This window comes from Pectobacterium quasiaquaticum (genome assembly GCF_014946775.2).
Lineage (GTDB): Bacteria > Pseudomonadota > Gammaproteobacteria > Enterobacterales > Enterobacteriaceae > Pectobacterium > Pectobacterium aquaticum.
In genome coordinates, this window is the sequence record NZ_CP065177.1 from 2,183,273 (window position 1) to 2,204,424 (window position 21,152).

At 47.0% G+C, this 21,152-nt stretch carries 20 protein-coding genes and 1 pseudogene; 17 read left to right on the forward strand and 4 right to left on the reverse strand.

The annotated features are described in order from the left end of the window. Positions 1–11: 11 nt before the first annotated feature. Positions 12–1,397 (reverse strand): diaminobutyrate--2-oxoglutarate transaminase, encoded by a 1,386-nt coding sequence (locus IG609_RS10135; RefSeq protein WP_029367562.1) that lies wholly within the window; start codon positions 1,395–1,397, stop codon positions 12–14. A 499-nt stretch (positions 1,398–1,896) separates the two neighbouring features. Here IG609_RS10135 and IG609_RS10140 point away from each other — a divergent pair, with 499 nt between their 5' ends. Then, positions 1,897–2,124: a hypothetical protein gene (locus IG609_RS10140; protein ID WP_102117665.1), complete on the forward strand. Its 228-nt coding sequence runs from the start codon at positions 1,897–1,899 to the stop codon at positions 2,122–2,124. A 64-nt stretch (positions 2,125–2,188) separates the two neighbouring features. Here IG609_RS10140 and IG609_RS10145 read toward each other — a convergent pair whose 3' ends face one another. Continuing rightward, positions 2,189–3,481 (reverse strand): glycoside hydrolase family 10-like protein, encoded by a 1,293-nt coding sequence (locus tag IG609_RS10145; RefSeq protein ID WP_193398576.1) that lies wholly within the window; start codon positions 3,479–3,481, stop codon positions 2,189–2,191. Between the two features lie 5 nt (positions 3,482–3,486). Further along, a complete protein-coding gene (locus IG609_RS10150) occupies positions 3,487–3,774 on the reverse strand; it encodes a VF530 family protein (protein WP_193398575.1) in 288 nt (95 codons plus the stop codon). A 609-nt stretch (positions 3,775–4,383) separates the two neighbouring features. Between IG609_RS10150 and IG609_RS10155 the strand changes: the two genes are divergently transcribed. From IG609_RS10155 to IG609_RS10170, 4 genes are all read left to right on the forward strand, one after another. Next, on the forward strand, positions 4,384–4,779 hold the full coding sequence (locus IG609_RS10155) for a cytochrome b562 (RefSeq protein WP_010275013.1): 396 nt from the start codon (positions 4,384–4,386) through the stop codon (positions 4,777–4,779). Positions 4,780–5,125: 346 nt separating this feature from the next. Then, entirely contained in the window at positions 5,126–5,614 is a 489-nt protein-coding gene (locus IG609_RS10160) for a GNAT family N-acetyltransferase (protein WP_193398574.1), read from the forward strand. Between the two features lie 171 nt (positions 5,615–5,785). Beyond that, on the forward strand, positions 5,786–7,759 hold the full coding sequence (locus tag IG609_RS10165) for a methyl-accepting chemotaxis protein (RefSeq protein WP_193398573.1): 1,974 nt from the start codon (positions 5,786–5,788) through the stop codon (positions 7,757–7,759). A gap of 224 nt (positions 7,760–7,983) precedes the next feature. Next, positions 7,984–8,832 carry an HTH-type transcriptional regulator ArgP gene (locus tag IG609_RS10170; RefSeq protein WP_250116867.1) on the forward strand — a complete coding sequence of 283 codons (849 nt, stop codon included), beginning with the start codon at positions 7,984–7,986 and terminating at the stop codon, positions 8,830–8,832. 40 nt (positions 8,833–8,872) lie between these two features. Here the strand turns inward: IG609_RS10170 and IG609_RS10175 are convergent, their stop codons facing one another. Further along, positions 8,873–9,139 (reverse strand): YjbD family protein, encoded by a 267-nt coding sequence (locus IG609_RS10175; protein WP_010296014.1) that lies wholly within the window; start codon positions 9,137–9,139, stop codon positions 8,873–8,875. 156 nt (positions 9,140–9,295) lie between these two features. Here IG609_RS10175 and IG609_RS10180 point away from each other — a divergent pair, with 156 nt between their 5' ends. From IG609_RS10180 to IG609_RS10235, 12 genes and pseudogenes are all read left to right on the forward strand, one after another. Next, a complete protein-coding gene (locus IG609_RS10180; protein ID WP_116166753.1) occupies positions 9,296–9,631 on the forward strand; it encodes a nuclear transport factor 2 family protein in 336 nt (111 codons plus the stop codon). 268 nt (positions 9,632–9,899) lie between these two features. Then, a complete protein-coding gene (locus IG609_RS10185; protein ID WP_193398571.1) occupies positions 9,900–10,208 on the forward strand; it encodes a hypothetical protein in 309 nt (102 codons plus the stop codon). 275 nt (positions 10,209–10,483) lie between these two features. After that, the gene (locus tag IG609_RS10190; RefSeq protein ID WP_193399140.1) at positions 10,484–12,289 is read left to right on the forward strand and encodes a replication endonuclease; all 1,806 of its coding nucleotides are present in this window, start codon (positions 10,484–10,486) and stop codon (positions 12,287–12,289) included. Positions 12,290–12,716: 427 nt separating this feature from the next. Next, positions 12,717–13,034, forward strand: a complete 318-nt coding sequence (locus IG609_RS10195) for a DNA-binding protein (RefSeq protein WP_193399139.1) — start codon at positions 12,717–12,719, stop codon at positions 13,032–13,034. Positions 13,035–13,341: 307 nt separating this feature from the next. Continuing rightward, on the forward strand, positions 13,342–13,578 hold the full coding sequence (locus IG609_RS10200) for a hypothetical protein (RefSeq protein ID WP_193399137.1): 237 nt from the start codon (positions 13,342–13,344) through the stop codon (positions 13,576–13,578). A 541-nt stretch (positions 13,579–14,119) separates the two neighbouring features. Then, the gene (locus IG609_RS10205) at positions 14,120–14,647 is read left to right on the forward strand and encodes a hypothetical protein (RefSeq protein ID WP_193399136.1); all 528 of its coding nucleotides are present in this window, start codon (positions 14,120–14,122) and stop codon (positions 14,645–14,647) included. Between the two features lie 18 nt (positions 14,648–14,665). Further along, positions 14,666–14,944 carry a DUF2523 family protein gene (locus IG609_RS10210; protein WP_193399135.1) on the forward strand — a complete coding sequence of 93 codons (279 nt, stop codon included), beginning with the start codon at positions 14,666–14,668 and terminating at the stop codon, positions 14,942–14,944. Between the two features lie 5 nt (positions 14,945–14,949). After that, positions 14,950–15,987: a zonular occludens toxin family protein gene (locus IG609_RS10215; protein WP_193399134.1), complete on the forward strand. Its 1,038-nt coding sequence runs from the start codon at positions 14,950–14,952 to the stop codon at positions 15,985–15,987. Then, positions 15,984–17,150 carry a type II secretion system protein GspD gene (locus IG609_RS10220; RefSeq protein ID WP_193399133.1) on the forward strand — a complete coding sequence of 389 codons (1,167 nt, stop codon included), beginning with the start codon at positions 15,984–15,986 and terminating at the stop codon, positions 17,148–17,150. The genes IG609_RS10215 and IG609_RS10220 overlap by 4 nt, the downstream gene beginning before the upstream one ends. A gap of 476 nt (positions 17,151–17,626) precedes the next feature. After that, positions 17,627–17,950 (forward strand): MbcA/ParS/Xre antitoxin family protein, encoded by a 324-nt coding sequence (locus IG609_RS10225; RefSeq protein WP_193399132.1) that lies wholly within the window; start codon positions 17,627–17,629, stop codon positions 17,948–17,950. Positions 17,951–18,228: 278 nt separating this feature from the next. After that, the gene (locus IG609_RS10230) at positions 18,229–19,626 is read left to right on the forward strand and encodes a site-specific integrase (RefSeq protein WP_193399122.1); all 1,398 of its coding nucleotides are present in this window, start codon (positions 18,229–18,231) and stop codon (positions 19,624–19,626) included. Beyond that, a pseudogene (locus tag IG609_RS10235) lies at positions 19,610–21,152 on the forward strand (site-specific integrase). The gene IG609_RS10230 and the pseudogene IG609_RS10235 overlap by 17 nt, the downstream one beginning before the upstream one ends.

Genomic DNA, 21,152 nt, shown 5'->3' on the forward strand with positions numbered 1-21,152 from the left:
ATTCGCTCCACTCAGACTGGCTTCACGCCAGCAGACAGCAGGGCGTTTTCAAATTTATCCAGGAAGATTTCCAATTCAGCATTGCTGATCAGCAGGGAAGGCAGCAGACGCAGAACGCAACCATGACGGCCACCGCGCTCCAGAATCAGACCCGTTTCAAAGCATTTTTTCTGCAACAGGGCCGATAGCTCGCCGTCAGCCGGGTAGCAACCCATGTGATCCTGCGCTTCATTAGGCTTAACAATCTCAATCCCGATCATTAATCCCAGACCGCGAATGTGGCCGATCACCGGATAGCGTTTTTGTAGCTCAGCCAGCTTGGCTTTTAGCCATTCGCCTTGCTCAGCGACTTTGTTTGCTACCTGATTGTCTTTGAGGTGCTTCAGCGTCGTCAGGCCGGTTGCCATCGCCAGTTGGTTACCACGGAAAGTACCGGTATGGTGACCCGGAGCCCAGGCATCGAACTGCTTTTTGATACCCAGAACAGCTAATGGCAAGCCACCACCCACTGCTTTAGACATCACGATAATATCTGGCTCAATACCAGCGTGTTCAAAGGCGAAGAATTTACCTGTACGTGCAAAACCCGCCTGAACTTCGTCGATGATCAACAGAATGCCGTGTTCCTGCGTGACTTTACGGATGCGTTGCAACCACTCAACAGGTGCTGGGTTAACGCCGCCTTCACCCTGAACCGCTTCCAGAATGACTGCCGCAGGTTTGCGTACGCCACTCTCAACGTCGTTGATCAGGTTTTCAAAGTAGTAGGTCAATGCTTTAACGCCAGCTTCCCCGCCAATGCCCAACGGGCAACGGTACTGATGCGGGTAAGGCATAAACTGGACTTCAGGCATCATGCCGTCGACCGCTTCTTTCGGTGACAGGTTACCCGTAACCGACAGCGCACCATGCGTCATGCCGTGGTAGCCGCCGGAGAAGCTGATCACACCAGCACGACCGGTGTATTTTTTTGCCAGTTTCAGCGCAGCTTCAACAGCATCGGCGCCAGAAGGGCCCGTGAACTGGAGGCAGTACTCTTTGCCCTGACCAGGCAGTAAGGAAAGCAGATACTCGGAGAACTGATCTTTCAACGGCGTTGTCAGATCAAGGGTATGTAACGGCAAGCCGCTAGTAATGACACGTTGGATGCTTTGCAGCACGTCAGGATGGTTATGTCCAAGCGCCAGCGTTCCCGCCCCAGCTAGACAATCAAGATATTGATTATTCTCAACATCGGTAATCCACACGCCTTCAGCTTTCGCAATTGCTAGAGGCAATTTGCGTGGATAACTCCTCACGTTCGATTCAAATTCAGCTTGCCTTGCCAAATAGGTTTCATTGTTTCCGTTTAATGAATTCGCACCTAAACTGTCAATACGGACTTTATCCGTCATCATATCTCTCCTACAACCGCGTGCTCGCAGGCAACCACAGTTGAATAAATGAATTAAACATGTAACTGCTATAAGAAAAACGCGGCCAATATAGGGTTTTTCAGTCACCGACTCAATGATTTATTTCGTTTAGAAACTTTTATTTTTTCATATATAAATCAACTGCTTGAGTGACTAATTGTTAATCATGATGCCACAACAATCTTACATGCTTATTAAATAAGCAAAAAATCTTTCCTAACACTGGGGGAAATTAAATAGAAAGACAGATAACCACACGAGAAATTCCCGTCAAACGCCCTATGCCAAAGCTGCTTTTTATTCATATAGAGCGAATAAATTATTTATTTATCAAAATATTGATTGATTTTTTGCACGGCACAGGCAAAAAGCAGTATGCCATACCATGACTGGTGACAGCCGATGTCGAGTTCTATTATCGATCATGCCACAGCAGACCGAGTGGTATTTATCGATATTCACAATCATAGACGGAGGAAAAATGGCTACTTATATGACTCAACAGATGAGTAATCCCAAAACAATTACCATCACTTACTACCGTAAGCAGAGCAGCGCGCATGTCAGCCACGACGAATCAGGGCGTTTTACGGACGATGCCGTCGCAAACTATGCACAATTTAATAATCTTCGCCCCGAAGACGTTGTTCGGGGCAATTATAAGAGCGGGCAAGGCGTGCCAGTAGGCGGTAAGGTTTTTGAAATTTAAGTATTAAAAAGAAAGCCCGCTAAGTCTGTTATCAGGCTTTATGCGGGCTTTCTTGCATATAGCGCTAACTGCCCCAGCGATTTCTGAGATAATTAACCGCTTCCTGGGTCTGTGGTTGATTGAGATAGTTCTCTCTGAACAGAATCGTCCCGTTGATTTGCGGCATAGACTCGTTCAAATCGAGCTGCTTTTTCAGCTCCGGCACGCCGCCATTTATTGTCCAGTCAGGTTCATTCTTTGAGGGTTCACCCACTTTATACAGCGCAACGCCAATATAGAGGCGTGTGTTTGTGGGCTTCACCACATCCGCCCACCATTTTGCCAAGACATCATAACGCGCTGCATCACGTGAAAAAGGCCAGTAGATCTGTGGGGCAATGTAATCCAGCAACCCTTTCTGCACCCACAGGCGAGTATCGGCATAAGCTTCATCGTAAGCCGCCGCGCCTCGCGTGTCTGAGCCTGCTGCATCGTGTGATCGGTTGCGCCATACGCCTGCAGGGCTGACGCCAAATTCAACCTCGGGTTTCAACTGCTTGATAGTGTGCGACACCTGCTCAATCAACTGCTGTGTATTGTATCGCCGCCAGTCTGCCTTTGAGCCAAATCCCTGACCATATCTTTTAAAGGTCTCGCCATCATTAAGCATCGAGCCGGATGATTCGGCATAGAAGTAATCATCGAACTGCACACCATCAATAGGATAACGCGCAACGACTTCAGCCACGATACTGGTGATCCAACTTCGCGCTTCTGGGATACCTGGGTCGAGCACAAAGCGATCGCCGGCCGTACGGATCCAGTCACGATGCAACACAAATACGCTGGCAGGATTTTGCGACAAGGTGCGATTTAGCTCTGTCACAGTTGACGACTTAGTGTTAACGGAGACGCGATAGGGATTAAACCATGCATGAACTTTCATACCGCGTTTGTGCGCCTCATCCAGCATGAACTGGAGCGGGTCGTAGCCCGGATCTTCACCAATATTGCCCGTTAGCATATCTGACCAAGGCAATATTTTAGAACGCCAGAGCGCGGTACCATCAGGCTTAACCTGAAAAAATACGGTATTGATACCGAGGCTTTTCAATTTATCCAGCTTGCTTGTCAGCGCATCCTGCTGCTGAGTTATGCGGATAGCAGGGCTACTGGCATTGACGGATCCCACCGGTGGCCAATCCAAGCGGGAGACGGTCGCCAGCCACACACCGCGCATGGGTTCCTTATTCTGCTGAGATTTCGCCGGCAGCGGCTGTTGAACAGAAGGAAGGGGGGTTACAAGCGAACTCGGTGGTTTAGACGCGCAACTGACAAGTAGAAGCGCAGCGGCAATAAGTACGACTGGCTTTTTCACGTTGGTTAGCTCTTATTTCTGCGACTATTAGCCCAAGGATCAACAGCACTATCATCTGGTTTTACGAGAGCGGAACCGTCCAGAGAATCAAGGTACAGTGCTTCAACTTCAGCACGCGCCCAAGGGGTCCGACGCAGAAACTTTAAACTGGATTTGACGCTCGGATCGCTTTTAAAGCAATTGATGTTGATCCGTTTACCCAACTCAACCCAGCCAAAACGGGCAACCAGCGCACTGACTTGCATTTCAAGTGTTACACCATGCAAAGGATCTTTAGAAGTATGAGCTGTCATGTAACGTCCAGTAGTTTCAGATTTTTGTGTTCAGGATTAGGCTTGTAGCAGGGGAGGTTACAAGAAAGCAGGGCGAGCGGCAATGCTATGCCCATAACACAATCACACTGACAGGCTGAGATATACCCTGAATAATTCGAGTTTCAGGAAGGCGGCAAACGCAGGACAAATTAAAAAAATCAGCAAGTCTGACCCCATTCTGCCTAAAACAGTCTCATAAAACCGCTTTGCAGAATATGTTAAAGAGCGTGGATCTTTTACCTAGTAGGGCAAGAAGCCCAGAGAATCGTTATGTCAATCAGTACTGCGAAGCGTATTGATGCACCTTGCCAAGGCCAGCAGTAAAGTAGTCATTAACTAAAGTATGCTTCGGCCCTGCCGACGTCGAACCGACAAGTTTTTTTACATTCTTACAATTAAAAATAACGAAACAATTAAAAATAATTTAACATCTTGGCGATAATAACCATAGAATTAACCTAGTCATTGCTGCGTGATGTATGTGATGGCGTAGGACGCAATATAACAAGAGCAATATTGGGCTGGCCGGTTTGTGGTGGTCAGATTCTCTGAGTATGTCGTGCTATGGAACACAAGCGAGAGTTCAAGATGAATAAAATGACCAAGATCTGTTTTTCTGTGCTGTTGGCCGGTAGTTTGCTGACCCCTGTTTTGGCAAACGCCACCACGTCGGAAGATATGCGTGGTATGCAGAAAAGTTATACCGCCGCCACTAAAGCGGATGATGCCGCCGCGCTGAAAACCGCGCTGAGCACATTCCGTGAGCACGTTGAGCACGCTAAAACGCAGGTGCCACCTGATTTCGCCAAACAGCCTGCCGATGGCCCAGACAGAAAAGCCTATGTGGAAGGTCTGGATAAGATTTTGCAAAAAGTGGACAGCGCACAGGCTCTGGCGGATGCCGGTAAATTGAGCGAAGCCAAAGCGGTGTTAGCTGAAATCAACACATTGAAAGGCGAATACCACAGTAAATTGAGAGGCTAAGCCGCTTTTCGTTTACCATAAGCCGCCAGTGGGATCGCACTCACTGGCGGTTTTTTTTATTATAAACGTTATGACAGTCAGAATTGCCAGCTAAGGGGAAACAGGATGATGTCACCATCACACGATACAACGCATGATGGCAAAGATACACAAAGCAGAATTCTTGAAGCCGCGCTGGAAGTCATACTGGATCATGGCGTGAGAGGGGCAACCTAGGTGGCCTGAACTTCCGTTATGCCTGACGTTTTGAACATCTATGTCGTTCTATTGATTAACTTGATAATAAATAATGTGATGAACATGGCTAGCGAAGTTTGTCATCACGCCGAACTGGGAAGTGAACAAAATGGTAAATTTAGCAGATATGGCCGAAAGGGATTACCCCGAGTATCGCCAGTTTTTTATTCTTGAATATGCTCAGGATCTACAGGAATCCCGAGGATATGATGCGGAAAAAGCAAGGGCGATCGCCACGCAATCGATCGATATTGCGCTACCGCAGGGCGTTCACACGAGAGCCAATAAGTTATGGTGCATCCATTCCTCAAATAACGCAGGTGTCATCATTGGTTATTTGTGGGTGGTTCTGAAAGAGAATTCTGCCTGGGTCTCTGATTTTTGTCTCCTGCCTACGTGGCGAGGCCGCGGTTTTGGTAAAGCCTCACTTGCAGCAATGGATGTGGTGCTAACCGCATTAGGTATTAGCGACATCGGGCTGAGAGTTGCCACGAATAACCCGATTGCCAAGGGATTATATGAAAAAAGTGGTTTCCAGATGACCGGTTTTAACATGCACAAAAACCTGGAGCCGACCCCTCCATCAGACAGCCATTAACCCGATGAAATAGAGCAAGTACACCGCAGCGACCACCGGCTCCCCCAATGCCACTCTTTTGTTCACATCTGTGTAACTAAAGTTCAAAAAAAAGACGCCGATAAACAAATAGTAGGATCTCATTGCAACGGAATGTTGATTACGATAAGTATCAACTCTAGGGGAGCCATAATGGCCAAACAATTAATACAAAAAAAACCAATGAGTACCCGCTCTCAAGTGCTCCTAACTGGCGCATTAACTATCGCACTCGGTTTCGCTGTCACCATTGGGGTGCTCAGTTGGCAGTCTAGTAAGGAACAAAAATCTCTGGCCGAACGCTATTTGCAGCAGATAGCCCAAAGCGAAGCATTAAGAATTCAACAGGAACTCAACTACGCTCGGGATGTGGCGCATAACCTCGGACAAGGGCTGGTTGCCTTGCCCGCAGCCGGCATTAAAGACCGCGCGGTGGTCGATAAAATGACGGAGCATGCTCTGCGGGATAACCCAGAATACCTCTCGATTTCAGTCATTTTTGAAGAGAATGTGTTTGACGGCCGTGATGCCGAGTTTGCCGAACAGCCAGGCCAGGCGCCTAAAGGACGTTACGCCTGGTTTGTTGACCGCGATCAGGCTGGCAATTACAAGATGCACCCTCTGCAGTCCTACCTGACTCCCGGCCAAGGCGATTACTACCTGTTGCCACAAAAGAGCCAGAAAGATACGCTCATCGAACCCTACTCCTATGCTTACAACGGCGTTCCAACGCTACTGACGTCAGTCGCCGCACCGATAGTCAGCCAGGGGAAACTGTGGGGCGTCGTGACGTCAGACATTTCGCTTGCGTCATTACAGCAAAAAGTTAACCAGATTAAACCTTGGGAAGGCGGTGGCTACGCGATGTTGCTATCCAGCGCGAGTAAAGTCATCTCTTATCCTGATAAATCCCAGACGAGTAAAGCTTGGCAAGGGCCGACGGACAACTTCACGTCCTCAGTGGTACAACACGACGATGCGATTCTGGGCGAACAAGCACTGATTACCTGGCAGCCTATTACTATCGGCAACAGCACCGCTAAATGGTATCTGGGAATCGTTGTCCCAGTGAGTCAGGTGATGGCCGCTTCTGAACGCCAGTTGATGAATGCCGTCATCATGATGGTGATCAGCATTCTGTTGGTGAGCGCGCTGCTGGGTTGGGTATTCAGCCGCAAAGTGCTTAAACCACTGGGTGGCGAACCACGCGAAGCCGCTACCATTGCGCTGGCCGTTGCGGAAGGTCGACTGAGCAATGTGATTGACGTGCAACCCAACGATCGCAGTAGTCTGTTCTTCGCGCTGAATACGATGCAGTCACAACTGCGTCAGGTGGTCGGACAGATCAAAGACGCCAGTGACTCCGTGCGACAAGGCGCAGCGGAAATTGCCAGCGGTAACCTCAACCTTGCATCGCGTACAGAACAGCAGGCGGCTGCGCTGGAACAAACCGCAGCGAGTATGGAAGAAATTACCGCAACGGTGAAACACAATGCCAACAACGCCCACCAGGCCACGACGCTGACAGAGAATGCCACAAAAATTGCTCAGCGTGGCGAATCGCTGGTCAGTCAGGTGGTTCAGACGATGTCGCAGATTGATGAGAGTGCGAAGAAAATTGGCGATATTACCACCATGATTAACAGTATCGCTTTCCAGACCAACATTCTGGCGTTGAACGCCGCGGTAGAAGCGGCACGAGCGGGTGAGCAGGGAAGAGGATTCGCCGTTGTGGCATCGGAAGTTCGCAGCTTGGCACAGCGCAGCGCCAGCGCAGTGAAAGAGATTGCCGCACTGATTGAGGAATCCAGCCAGCGCGTTGAAAGCGGCGTTAAACTAGTGAACGATGCCGGTAAAACCATGCAGGATATGACACACGCCGTCAGCTCGGTGCAAAGTATCATCGGTGAGATTGTTACGGCATCGGATGAGCAGGCGAAGGGCATTAGCCAAGTCACGATTGCCGTCAATGAAATGGATGGTGTGACGCAGCAAAACTCCGCGCTTGTACAGCAGATGTCGGCTGCAGCCAGTTCGCTGGAAGATCAGTCTATGTCGTTAGCGCAGGCGATAGAGCATTTTCGTTTGGAACAGCACCACGTGTCACCTCGTGCGTTGTTAAAGTAAAAAAGTGACGCTGTCACCCGGCTACCTAACGGTTGCTGGGTGACATATTCAATCCTCTCGTGATTTTTGTTCCACATCCCACCTGAATTTTCTTCAACATCGAATATGGCATTCGTCACTTTGTGAAAGTTGTATCTAACCTTTAATTAAGGCAGATTAAATCATCCTGATATTGTTAAGAAAAAATAATCATGCACTTGAATTACCCTTGCCTGAGAGCGTTCATGGAGATTGTCCGTAGCGGCAGTTTTGAAATTGCGGCTCGCAAACTCCACGTCACGCCGTCTGCCATCAGCCAGCGTATCAAGCAGTTAGAAGATCAGCTTGGTCAGGTACTGATCGTAAGGGGAAATCCGTGTCGAGCAACACTGACGGGGCAAGCGTTACTTCGACACGCAGAACAGATAGATATGTTGGAGAATGAGCTTTTCAGCACGCTTGAAATGCCGACCAGACAGAGTCTTTCAGTGGCGGTGAATGCGGATTCAATAGACGGGTGGTTTCTGGATGCGATGGACGATGCTTGCCACCAATCCAGTATTTTGCTCGATATCCTCGTCGAGGATCAGGAACATTCAGCAACCTTGCTGCGTGAAGGTAGGGTCATGGCAGCGGTCAGCGCCAGCCCGGAACCGATTCAAGGCTGTGGCGTAGAATATTTAGGAACGATGCGTTACCGCGCGTATTGCTCACAGATTTTTCACGAGACATACTTTGCGGATGGCATCCATGCGGACAGTTTGCAAAAAGCGCCGCTCCTGATATTTAACAATAAAGACAGATTACAGTCCTTATTTATAGCATCACTGGTTCCAGAGGCGATTGAACCGCCGCAGCAATTTGTTCCTTCAACAGCGGCTTTTGTCGGTGCTATTCTCAGAGGGCTAGGGTGGGGGATGATCCCAGAAAATATGGCATCATCGCATACGGGAAAAGGCGAGTTAGTACCGTTTCAAGCCGGAAATCCTATCGATATTCGTCTGTATTGGCACCGTTGGAATATCCGTTCTGCATCGTTGGAAGCGTTAAGCCAGAGCGTGCGAATTGCGGCCGCTCGGCATCTTTTTCGGTAATGGTGTCAAGCCAAGGACACAAGCGCCCGCGACGTAAACGTTAGCGGCGGCCCCGTAGGTTTGTACTAGCTGACCATTCATAAGTCGCTGAGGAATCAGGTTTAAACTTATTTTTCTTTTTCTCGGCCTTTGCCTGTTTTGCTACGATTTCACGTTCTTTCATGAGCTTATCGATGTAATCGTCTTTAATATGATTACTCTCAGAGTTTGTCAGCGGGCGGTCCTGTTTTTTTCGCGCCTGATCGAGTAACGTCTTAAGCTGACGTTGTTCACTTTCAGTCATGTCTTTCTGAGTCAGTCTTGGCATGGGAATGTACCTAATAAGCGGGCTGGAAAATACATTGTAGAGGAAAACGCTCTGAGGCTCAGATAAATCGTAAAGCGAACCTTCCTGATTTCTTGATAATTGGCACACAACTTACTTATTCAGGCACGATAGAAAAACACATAGCGGAGAGAAACCATGTCACCAGAATTGGCCGTAGCGGCACAGTTTAAGGCCTATAACGAACATGACATAGATGCATTCGTGTCATGTTTTGCACCTGATTTCAAAGCGTATCGTATGCCAGCAGAAACGCCGTCGATGGTAGGAAAAGAGGCGCTGAGAGAGTTTTACGTGAATAACCGATTCAACAACCCAAAACTGAGAGCGGAATTGGTATCTCGTACCGTGTTAGGCAATAAGGTATTTGACCATGAATTGATACATGGGCTTGCGGCAGAACCTATAGAAAGTGTTGCCGTCTTTGAGGTAGATAACGGGCTTATTAATATAGCTTGGTTTTTCTTTCGTTAGGTAGATGGTGTTTTACGAATGCGGGGATTTGCTTAACGGAACGGCCAGTTCCCGCCTGTTTATCCTTAGGTTCGCATAATGTTGTCGACGTTATGTAAAAAAATGCCCTGCGAACATAAATCCCCCGCAGGGCATTCTTTTGCATAACGTGCATTATGCGAAACTCGTCTTACCCCATTATCCAAAAGATCAAAAATTATGGTCAATTTTTTTCGGGGACGTTCTGCGGTCGAAAATATGTTTTGCTTATTTTTCGTGCGAGGTTGATGTGGGTAATTCAAATTTAAAAAATCTTTTGGTGGCGTGTGATGTTTGCATTTCTGGGGGATTTTTAGAGTTCAGGGATTTGGATTTTTATCCTGCGAGTGGGTTACACGTATTGGTCATTAAAAAAATTCATTTTGGTTGCGCAGGAAATTATTCTATTTTGGTTCCTGCCGCCGATTGGGATTATGTTCAGAATTTAGGGTTGAGAGTTGGAGAGGGAATTTCGGTTCCAGTTAAATTTGATTTTGGTTTCGATATCGCGCACCCCCTGATTTGGTTGTCTGATGGGCGAGAAATAACAAAAAAATAGTTCTTATTCATATGGTATATGAATAAGGATGAAAAAATATTTTCATTATTTCTATTTTTATACCACGTTTTGTCGTCTTTTCTGTCTATTCTCCCCGCTACAGCACATCTATTTCATGTTCTCACACCATTTGCAGATCAAAATAACATCAAATGCAAACCTAAATTATTGAAAATAATAAATTAATAAAAATCAAATTCTGGGGTAAACTTTATTTCTGGAATTGATTTTGTTTTTTTGATCAAATTGCCTCATTCAATTATCAGGGGGCTTTTATGATTACCCAGCGACTCGCGATTGCGGATAAAAATTTTTCCCATTTGAAAAAATTGGGGAAATTTTATTCATGCTCTCGCGAGGGGTGTTCTAGAATTGCCTCCGAACTGGCTGATGAATTTTCGGCGATAATTGGCGATTCCGATATTGAAAAATCTATCAACGCGAGTTTCAAAAACATTTTCACAAAAAATTATTATTCCGCTGATTTTGATGAGTTGGATATTTTGGTTTTTGATGAAAAATTAAATTTTAGTTTGTCTGCACTGCGTCGTGAGACAGATTTTCTAAATCCGAAAAAAATTCATATTCCTCAGTCTCGCGATTTTTTTGAGAATTCTGTTTTTATGCGAGTTGCTCGTGCGGTCAGCGGATATGGCCTCGACATGCCTAAAATGCGGGAGGTTTTTGATTTTCTATTAATTCCGTTCGCTGATTGGCCGTGCGAGCTGCAAAACATTTTTTACGGTGCGCTCGCTCGGGTCACCGAGCCGACATTTTGGGTAAAAATCCTGTGGCGCATCCGCTGCCATTGGGTGGGTTGCAGGGATACGGCGCGTAATCGTGTTCATAAAAAAATTTCCCCATATGTTTCCGTCCGAGCGCTGCGAGAATTTGCCTCTGCCCAGCAGAGAATGAACAATTTTTTAGAAAATAACGAATTAGAGTCGTCTGATGGTGACCGGATTTCGCTCCGAACTGCCTACGAGTCCGGCAATTCCTGCCCAAAAAACCGTCGAACCGAATTGATGACGCGCCTGCGTCACACGGGGGAATATTTTACCTCCGAGGGTTACGATGGGTATTTTTTAACCATTACGCTGCCGTCCCGCTATCACCCAAATCACGTCGATGGCCGTGAAAATCGGCGGTGTACGGTAATCAATCCTCGCGTAGGTCAGGAGGAGCTGTCACGAATCTGGCGAAACATTCATCGGAAATTCGCCCGCGATGGAATTTTTTCTGCGGGGTTCAGAATGACCGAGCCGAATCACGACGGGACTCCGCATTGGCACTGTGTGATCTGGTTCCGGCCGGAACAGGCTGAAACCGCACTAAAAATTTTCCATGATCGCTACTGCGCTCAGGATTGGGGAGCAATTGCCCATAATCCCCAAATTCGTTTTCAGGCGACGCCCATCGACCCCGAGCGTGGCGCGGCCGCCTATTGTGCGGCGTATGTGAGCAAAAATATCGATGGATTCGGGTTAGATGGAGATCTAGAGGCTGGTCTATCCGCCGCTGACGGCGCAACCCGTGCGACGGCGTGGGCTCGGTTGTACGGGATTCGCCAGTTCCAGTCGTTCGGGTGCGTTGGTGCTACGGCGTGGCGTGAGTTCCGTCGCCTGCGTAAATCTCCTGATTGCGATCCTGTTTTGAGAGATTTCTGGCAGGCCGCTGATTCAGGGGATTTCGGGGCGTTTATCCGCCTGTCTCGGCAACATGGCGGTGTCAGTCTATACCGTGCCGATGCTGATTTCGCTGGTCACGAGCTGCGCAATCAGTGGGGCGAAAAAACGACCAGAATCAGAGGTGTTTGCCTCTCTGTATCTCCTATGACGCGCCTACAGACTAGATCTCGTGACTGGACGATAGTGCCTAAGACAGAGTCCGAGTCTGAATCGGTTTCTGTCACCGTTCGCCCTGAGGCTGTTAGGGCGTGCGGCACGCTCGCCCCTTGGACCAGTGGGAATAACTGCCCGCACACTGATTCTGCGGTTCAGGCCGATTCTGATTTTTTTATCCATCACACCCACAACAACAACGGCGAGGCTCCGGATGGAATCACCCGACTGCGGATTTGATGATTTTTTAGACGGCGAGTGCGGGATTTTTGTTAACGGCTATTCGGATGGGAATTTTGACGTCCGTGTGACCACCGTAGACGGCGAGTTTTTTTTGTGCATACCGCAGGATTCGCTACTGGTTTTTATGAGGGATTTTTTCAGTGCAGATACCAACGCAATCGGTCTTTTTCGATTTTGATTTCTGGGTAGATGGTTCCTACCTAGGCTGTCGACCAGTGGCGGATGGGTTGGTGGAAATCGGGGTCGGCTCCGATAACGGGCTGGAGTTGTCAATTTTTTGCCCCGCGTCGTTATTCCAGAGTTTCCCGCTGGAATTACAGCAGGATCAGATGGCCCGATTCCCGATTTTTTTATGGCCAGCATCAGGGGAAAACGTTGTCTGGTTGCGTTCAATAGATGTACAAATTTTATAGAGGATGAATTTATGTCATTGTTACTAAAAGGAAAGTTTCTTGGTGCACGTAATCGGGAATTCACCAACACGCAGGGGTCATACAGTTTTTATGAGCTCGGCGTAGAAAATCTCCGCCCCGATGGTTGGGGCGGACAGCAGAGTGTTCAGACGGCGGTCAGAATCCCGAAAAAGTTTATCGATGCAGGGGTTTTGGAAAAATTTCAGCGACTTGTTGGTAAAAATGTGCTCGTGCCGGTTTGGGTGGATGCGTACAGCGGTAAAAATGGCGCTCAGGTGCAAATCACGCTCGAATCAGATTTGATCGACGTGCTGCCAGACCAGAAATAAAAAAAACTGTTTTAGGGAGATGACAGATGATCGACACGATTTTTTATTCCGTAATTACCGGTGTGGCCGTCTACAAAATCTACAGTTTTTTTAAATTTTTTTTCATCGCCGTCCATGCCCATTACTGGGGTGATTAATGACTGAATTATGGGCGGAAAATGCGCAATTTTTTTCATTTGCGTTCAGTAGTGTTCTGGGTCTATGGCTAGTATCCCATTGTTGTGGGGTACTGCTGCGACTGGTGCGGTTCGGCTAGAAATGGCCAAAAAATAATATTTATCAATCAATTAATCTGGAGACATAAACTATGAAACTGAAACACATTTTTTTATCTGTAGCGGCTGCTTCTGCGGCAATTCTCGCACCGACTGTCGTTCTGGCCGCTGAGGGCGCGTCGGCGGCGTTGGATTTTTCCGGCATCACCGAGGGCTTCTCTGTAACCGCTGTGGTTACTGCGGTGATGGCGATTGCCGCCGGATTGATGGGGCTCTATCTAGCCATTAAAGGGGTCAAAACCATTATGACTCTCGTTCGCGGCGGGTGATTTTATCGCTGGGAGGAGGAAACTCCTCCCATTTACCCGTCCGAGTTCTGCTACCCGTCTGAAACTTGCGAGCGGCGTCGCGTCGTGGGCATTAATCGGCGATTCCCTGCTAAAAATCGGTGACGAAATTTTCGGCAGTGACCCCAATGCGGGGATTTCGTCAGCACCAACACTCGCCGCTATCGACAATGGTCGAAAATTTTTTAGCGGGGCTGGTAAGGGCGGCGCGTCGCCGTATTTTTCTGGCGACGAGCACGATGGTCTGGTGGCTGCGGTTTACAAATATCGCGCCGACAACGGGTTTTTGTACTGCCCGAGTGGGGCAAAATGCGTGTATAGCCCAGATTTTTCGGTTATAGCGACGCGCGTTTCTGGCGGTCTCACCGACTACACGGTTAGATATAGTTTTTCCTACCCGCAGTCGTCCGGTACGTTAAAAACTGATTTTGTTTCAGAGGTAATTAGCGTTCAGCAAAACAAAAATTATTCGCCCGAGATAGTTCCGACAGCACCAGATATCACGCCCGAACAGCAGGAGCAGTTGCAAAAAACTGCGCTGAACGCCCAGCAGTTGGCCGACACATTGAACGCATTGTTGCTGGATGCCGCTAGTCAATCCGATTATCAGGGTATACCAATCAGCAGCGCGAACCCGCTGGTTTCGGCGCGGGATGTTTTAGACGCGGCCGCTGCAATCGGTCGCTCCAACCCAGCACAGGCTGAATGGACCTCGCCGTGGCAGGATCTGCAACCAGAAATTCAGCCACAACCGGAGCCAAATCCTCAACCCCAGCCAGAGCCGGAAACGCCTCCAATTCCTCCTGAGCTGGAATCACCTCCAGACGGGAAAACAGTTTTAGCCCCGCTAACAGGCATGTTTTCTGAATGGGACAGTTTTTCGATTGGATCGCGTTCAGCCCAATGCCCAACGGCAGAATTCACTATCTGGGATGAAAATTTTGTTGTGGACTCCCACTGCGGCCTGATTGAGGAAAGTCGGGATTTAATCAGGATCTTTTGCCTGATTTGCTGGGGATTCGGGGCATTCCGGCGCGTGATGTCCGCCTAATAATAGAGGAGCGAACAAATGTTAGCTGCATTGTATGCGGGGCTAGGTTTTTTACTACGCTCTGTGGTTGTGAAATTTGGAATTATGTTCGGTCTGTTTTTTGTTGTGCAAGAATTTGTCCCAGTCCTCCTGTCACTGATAAATGTGTCTCCATTGCCACTGGTTGAATTATTCAACCAACTGCCTGATTCAGTGTGGTTTTTTCTGAATCTTTTTCAGGTTCCAACCGGAATATCGTTGATGGTTTCTGCAATCGTCACAAGGTTTATCATCCGTCGAATTCCAATAATAGGTTGATAATTATGGCAATTTCAGCGTATATCGGTGTGCCTGGTAGCGGAAAAAGTTTTGAGGTCGTTAGGTCGGTGATAATCCCCGCAGTGGCGCAGGGACGACGAGTTGTTTCCAACGTTTATGGCCTCGACCCTGAAAAAATATATGAGTTTATTCAGAAAAATAATAAAACCGGAAATATGGGCGAGGTTATTTGCGTCACTAATGAGATGGTGCAGGATGAATTATTTTTTCCATATAAAAACGCTGTAACCGATGGAAAAGACACATTTTGTCTGGCGGGAGACCTAATTTGCGTTGATGAGGCATGGCGGATTTGGGGTTCTGACGCCAGCGTCCCTAAAAATCACCGTTCGTTCATCGCCGAGCACAGGCATTTTTCGCACCCCGAAACGGGCGTAACCTGTGACCTAGTGGTTATAAATCAATCGATTAGCAACCTTCCCAGATTTATCCGTGACCGAACTGAAACAACCTACCGAATGACCAAATTAAAAAGTCTTGGTCTGAGTTCCATGTATCGGGTTGAAATTTTTGGGGGCGCAAAACTCACTAAAAATGAACGCGTTTCAGTCAAAAATTACCGTTACGACAAAAGAATTTTTCCGCTGTATCAGTCATATGATGGGCATGGTTCGGAACAAATTGTTGATAAACGGCAATCCATTTTTTCAAACACAACTCTGTTGATCGTTATCGCGATATTAGTTGTTACGGTGTCACTAGGAGGCTGGTATCTATGGGTATTTTTTCATCCAGAGAATAAAAAAGCGCCCGTTCACCAAAACCAGCCTGCGGGAACAGCCAGCCAATCACAGCAAAATTCCGTCGTTCCTGCACCTGCATCGATTGCAGCCCCGAAAATTTCAAATCAGTGGCGTGTTAGTGGGCTAATTCAGGATAAAAATGCTCGGTTCGTCATCCTGTCTGGCGCTGATGGCCGTCAGCGAGTTGAGCCAGCTGCGGGGTTTATTACTAACGGGTCAATCATTTCAGGGGTTTTGGATGGCGAGATGGTAACTACATGGTCAGGGAGTGCTAAATGAGAAAAATCGTTTTTTCGACGCTGTTGGTGTTGTCATCCTCATGTTTCGCGGCTGGTTCTGGTGTTGATTTTGAGCTAAAAAGCGTTTCTGTGCCTGATGCGTTGTCTGTTTTCTATACGCAAATCCTAAAAAAACCGTTTCGGCTCTCACCGGATGTTGTCGCCATGCCTGAAAAAATCTCGTTCAGGCTAATGCCCGAACAGGATGCCAGACAATTTTTAATCGATTATATGGCTGATATCGGCATATCAGTAAAAACCAAAAACGGGGCGGATTTTTTCTATAAACCGATTCAGGTTGAGAAAAAAACACCTCAGTTTTCGTACACTTACCAACCGCGTTTCCGTTCGGTCGAGTATCTGGCCGCACAACTAGCGCCGATGGCGGGCGAGGGTGGGAAATTCAATTCGTCATCTACTGATAAAAACTCACCAGATTCGTTTGTATTTTACGGCACTCGGGCTGAAATTAGGCGTATTACCGAGGCGCTGCCTTTGGTCGATGTGCGGGCGGATGAGGTTGTTGTTTCTGGATATGTTTATGAGATCCAGAGTAATTCCCGTGACGGCTCGGGATTGCAATTGGCGGCTAACCTACTCAATTCAAAATTGAGTTTCCAGATTGGCGGATCTGATTCCCGCGGATATGAAAATTTTCTGAAAATCAGTTCTGGGTCGATGAATGCGTTGGTAGAATTATTCAAAACCGACTCGCGTTTTACAACCATCTCCGCGCCAACTCTCAGGGTTCGTTCAGGCGCTAATGCAGTTTTTTCGGTAGGCAACTCCACGCCCACTCTGGGGAATACCAGTTTTCAGGGTCAAACGGCAGTCCAATCAGTAGTTTATCGGGATGCGGGAATAATTTTTGATGTGGCACCCGCAGTTAGACTTGATGTCATCGACCTGAGAATTCGGCAGGAGTTGAGTAATTTTACAGCGACGAGTAACGGCGTGAACGGTTCACCTACACTGATAAAACGGGAAATATCTACCGATATTTCTCTGACCGACGGCGATATAATTCTGCTGGGTGGTCTGGCGGATGATAAAAAAACCAACACAGAAACCGGCTTTTCGTGGCTGCCATCATTTACCAGTCGGGGTTCCAGTGCAGATAAAACCGACGTTGTCGTCGTTCTGCAGGTCAGAAAAATTCGTTAACGCTCACCGCAGCGCCCAGCGAGGAGGGCGTTAACGGGTTTTTCCCCGCTGTAGCACATCGTTGAATTTGGCGTATTTTTGTACTGATACTCATCTAATTTAATTTTAATGCATTGAATTTAAATGATTTTATTTTCCTATTATGCACAGCATCAGGGGATTTTATTGTATGTGCTGTAGCGGGAGGTTTCATGTCTGTAAATTCTATGAGCAGGCTAGAACAATATCGCGTTCGCCAGGCTGAACGCATTGCAACTATGGTTCGAGCTATAGATGAGGGAAAAACCAACGTTGTGCCATCGCACACGCCGTCACTGAAAATTATTCGATGTGTTGTAGCGGGAGGTTTTTTTATCGGAACGCCGTACAGTTCAAAAACTCGTTTTTGGGCTGTACGGGGTTGGCCGCAGGCTACAATCCAGATGATTCTCCCTCGCTGAATTGATATTCAACCAATTGATATATAGGTGGTTTGTATGAGTATTTCAGGGCGAAATCCCATAATTCACGATGTTGCCAACCTGAAAAAAATGACGCCGGTTCAGCGAAAAGCCTACGAAATGGCACGGCTGAAAAAATCATTTGAGGTTGCAGCTGATAACGGTTTGCTGCGAGTCTCAGCGGTATCAGAACGAGCCGTGGAACTATTCGAGGGTGACGCTGGTCTGGCTGAGCGCTGGCTATCGGAGCCGAATCGCGCACTGGAATGGAAATCACCGGCTGAAATGCTGTCCAGCCAGTCGGGAATTGACGAGGTTCTCCGACTGATAGCGCAGTTACAGCATGGCGTGTATCGATAAAACAGTTTTGAGCAATTAGGCAAAATTGCCTGATTGGAAAAAGTGTTTTTGCTGAATGTGGGAATTTGCTCAACGGAACGGCCAGTTCCCGCGTGTTTATCCATTGGTTCGCATAATGTATATTATGTTAAATTTAGTCCGCTATCCCTTTAGTTCATAACCACCTGCAGATCACGATCAATCATACACTTACCCTACACTTCATCTTCTGCTTGCTGCACGTTATGTTTGCCGGTTATTTTCTTTATACGCATACTGTTTATGAGGATAAGTGCCGCATGTTCATACTCACACAGTTCAATATCAACCAACGGCAGCGCCTATGGGTACTGATGGATACTCATACATGCCTGCCGCTTTTGTATCCGCTACAATATCTTGTAGACCACCTGGCTTTGCGTACAGCAGCTACACAATCCGCTTCACTTCAAGCGATCAAGTTTTTCTATGAATTCTGGTACCAGAAACATGGCGTGACGTTTTGCTTCAGTTTCAATTCCTCGGACCACAATCCATTGATCGCCATTGAAGAACTGACAGCCTTTTTTCATTATCTGGAAAATGGGCATTCATGTGCACCAATTTTAACTATCGGCTCTATACAGAACACGTCTTCACGCCGCACAAACGTTGGGTATGTACATGCGGTTATTCGCTTTATGAGATATTTGATTAATGCGTATATCACGCCAAGATATGTTGATGGCTCGCCTAAAGAACTCACACGGCTTGCCACACAGTTAACTAGTCGGTTATCGATATATAAAGCAGAATTCCGCACTCTTGCTCATTCTCGTCAGATGAACAACAAAATTACCCATCAGCGCTTTCGAAGTCTGACGGCTGATATGATCATGGCTTTTTACCAAATCATTACACCCGATTCGACTTCAAAGAAAAACCCACTTAATCCCTTCCCTGCTGGTGAAATCCAATTACGTAATTTTCTGATTTGCAGATTACTTTTAAATTATGGGTTGCGTGTCAGTGAATTACTGCTTTTGGAGTGTCATTCGATTAAACCCAATCTCCGAGGGGATCAGTTCAGCCTAATTGTGACAACTGTGGATGAAGACATACCAGATCCACGAAAAAGATTGCCTTCATTAAAGAATATCTATGCAAACCGGGTACTGGCGTTAGATAAACTGGACTACCACTTTCTAGGTCTTTATATCCGTAAAATTCGCCATCGATCCTCGCATAGTTTCCTGTTCACTTCGACTCAGAGACAACATCCGCCGCTGTCATACCACACTGTTTATGACATCTTTTCCAAGATAGATGATATATTTAGTGTACAGCATCCTGAATATAAATCAGATAAATTTTTTGATGCCATTGAAAGCATCTCGCCTCATATAACACGACATACATGGGCCTATTTGACACTTCAACGCATTTATGGTGAAAAACTTAAAAAAATTAATGTCAACTCATGTTTGGCGGCCATAGATTTTTCTAACGCTGGATTGATGAGTGAGGCTAAGGATGAATTACGACTGCTTGGCGGCTGGAGTCACAATAGCCACATGCCTAATATTTATGCCAAAAGATTTCTATCGCAGCAGGCTAATACGGCCAATCTTCATCGAATCACGATGGATAACGAGGCTCTGAGAGCAACCCTTTCAAATGTATGCGACGAATGGAGTGCATATGAGTCGAATCAATAAACAGCCAAATGAGTCGAGTAGTACCATTTACGCACCTGTATTTGTTGAACGTATTTTCAATGTTAATATACCAACTAGTATTTATCTCAAGTCGGCAGATTTTTTCGATGATAAATATATCAACTCAACAAGTGATAGTTGGGTGTTCGATTATTCAGGTAGCCGCTGCTATGCCCACTATCGTCAGGATAAAATCAGCAACCAATTAATAAAATATATTTGCTTCCGTTATGCGTCAGCCAAGTGTCCAGCCCAGATTCCTGGAGTACTCCATGCATGGTCTTTGGCAACGGATCATTGCATAACCAAATCTTCTTTCACGTTTACAGTGTTGAAAGATTACCTTGAAACACAGGAAATAGAACCACGATATTTTTACTATATCATTTTCGGCCTAAAAATCCTCTGCGCTGAAGCATTCCCCGGCTTCACCCTCGACGATTACGAAGAGCTCGAATTCATTCCACGCCCACATTCCAATGACTGGGGCATTTATCAGGAAGTTGACAATGTCCTCGATCCACTCGAAAAAAACATGATCAGCGCAGGACTGTTTGAAATGGCTACAGCGCTTCGGCAAGGTAAAAACTATAGCCTGAGCACTTTGCGAGATGCTGCTATTCTGGGACTGACTTATGTCACTGGTGCACGGCCAGTGCAACTGGCCAAGCTGGCGGCGAAAGATTTACGCATTGATACCCGAAATCAAGAGACAGGGTTGGTTCGATACAGCGTACTTTTGCCGTACGCCAAACAACGAAACGTGACAACTGAACGTCTATTTTTGGCAATACCACCAGAAATCGGTGCGTTAATCATGCTCTATATTGAACGCGCTCAACTTAAACCAGATGGCAAGTTATTCGAATTTAGTCATTCTGCACCGTTTTATATGTCCAGAGCGATTAATCAAGCAATCATCGGTTTCAGTCCGCCAGATTATCAGGCTGCTGTTGCACGCGGCGAGGCCGCAATTCCAATAATAACGCCCACTGATTTACGTCATAACGTGGGCCACTCTCTAGCTATGCAAGGAGCAAGTGCAGAGGAAATCGCCCATATACTTGGGCATTCCTCATTGGTGGCCGCAAAGCATTATGTTTTGGCGACACCAGCGCTGGCATTGATAAGAGCCAAAGCACTCGGTGTTAATCCTGTCTGGCAAAATATGGTCGCCATGATGATGACAGGAAAACTGACATCTGCTAAAGATGTGGCAAGGTTACCGAGTGACTGGAGTGGTTGGCGACCACTTGCATTATGATATAGGCGGCTGTTCCAGAACCGATGGTAAGTGCCCTTTCTGTGAAGTGCGGTGCTGCTACGGCTGCTTGTATTACCGTCCTTTTACTGACGGCGACCATCAGGCCGTTCTGGACAGTGTAATCAAGGAAGTCGATGAATTAATAACCATTTCAGATAGTGTTGGTAACGCGCGTAATCCTCTCATTTCCATTCATGAAACTACTCAATTTGAAATCCAGGCTGTTATTGCCCGCTGCCATTTTCATAAGAAAAAGAGATAA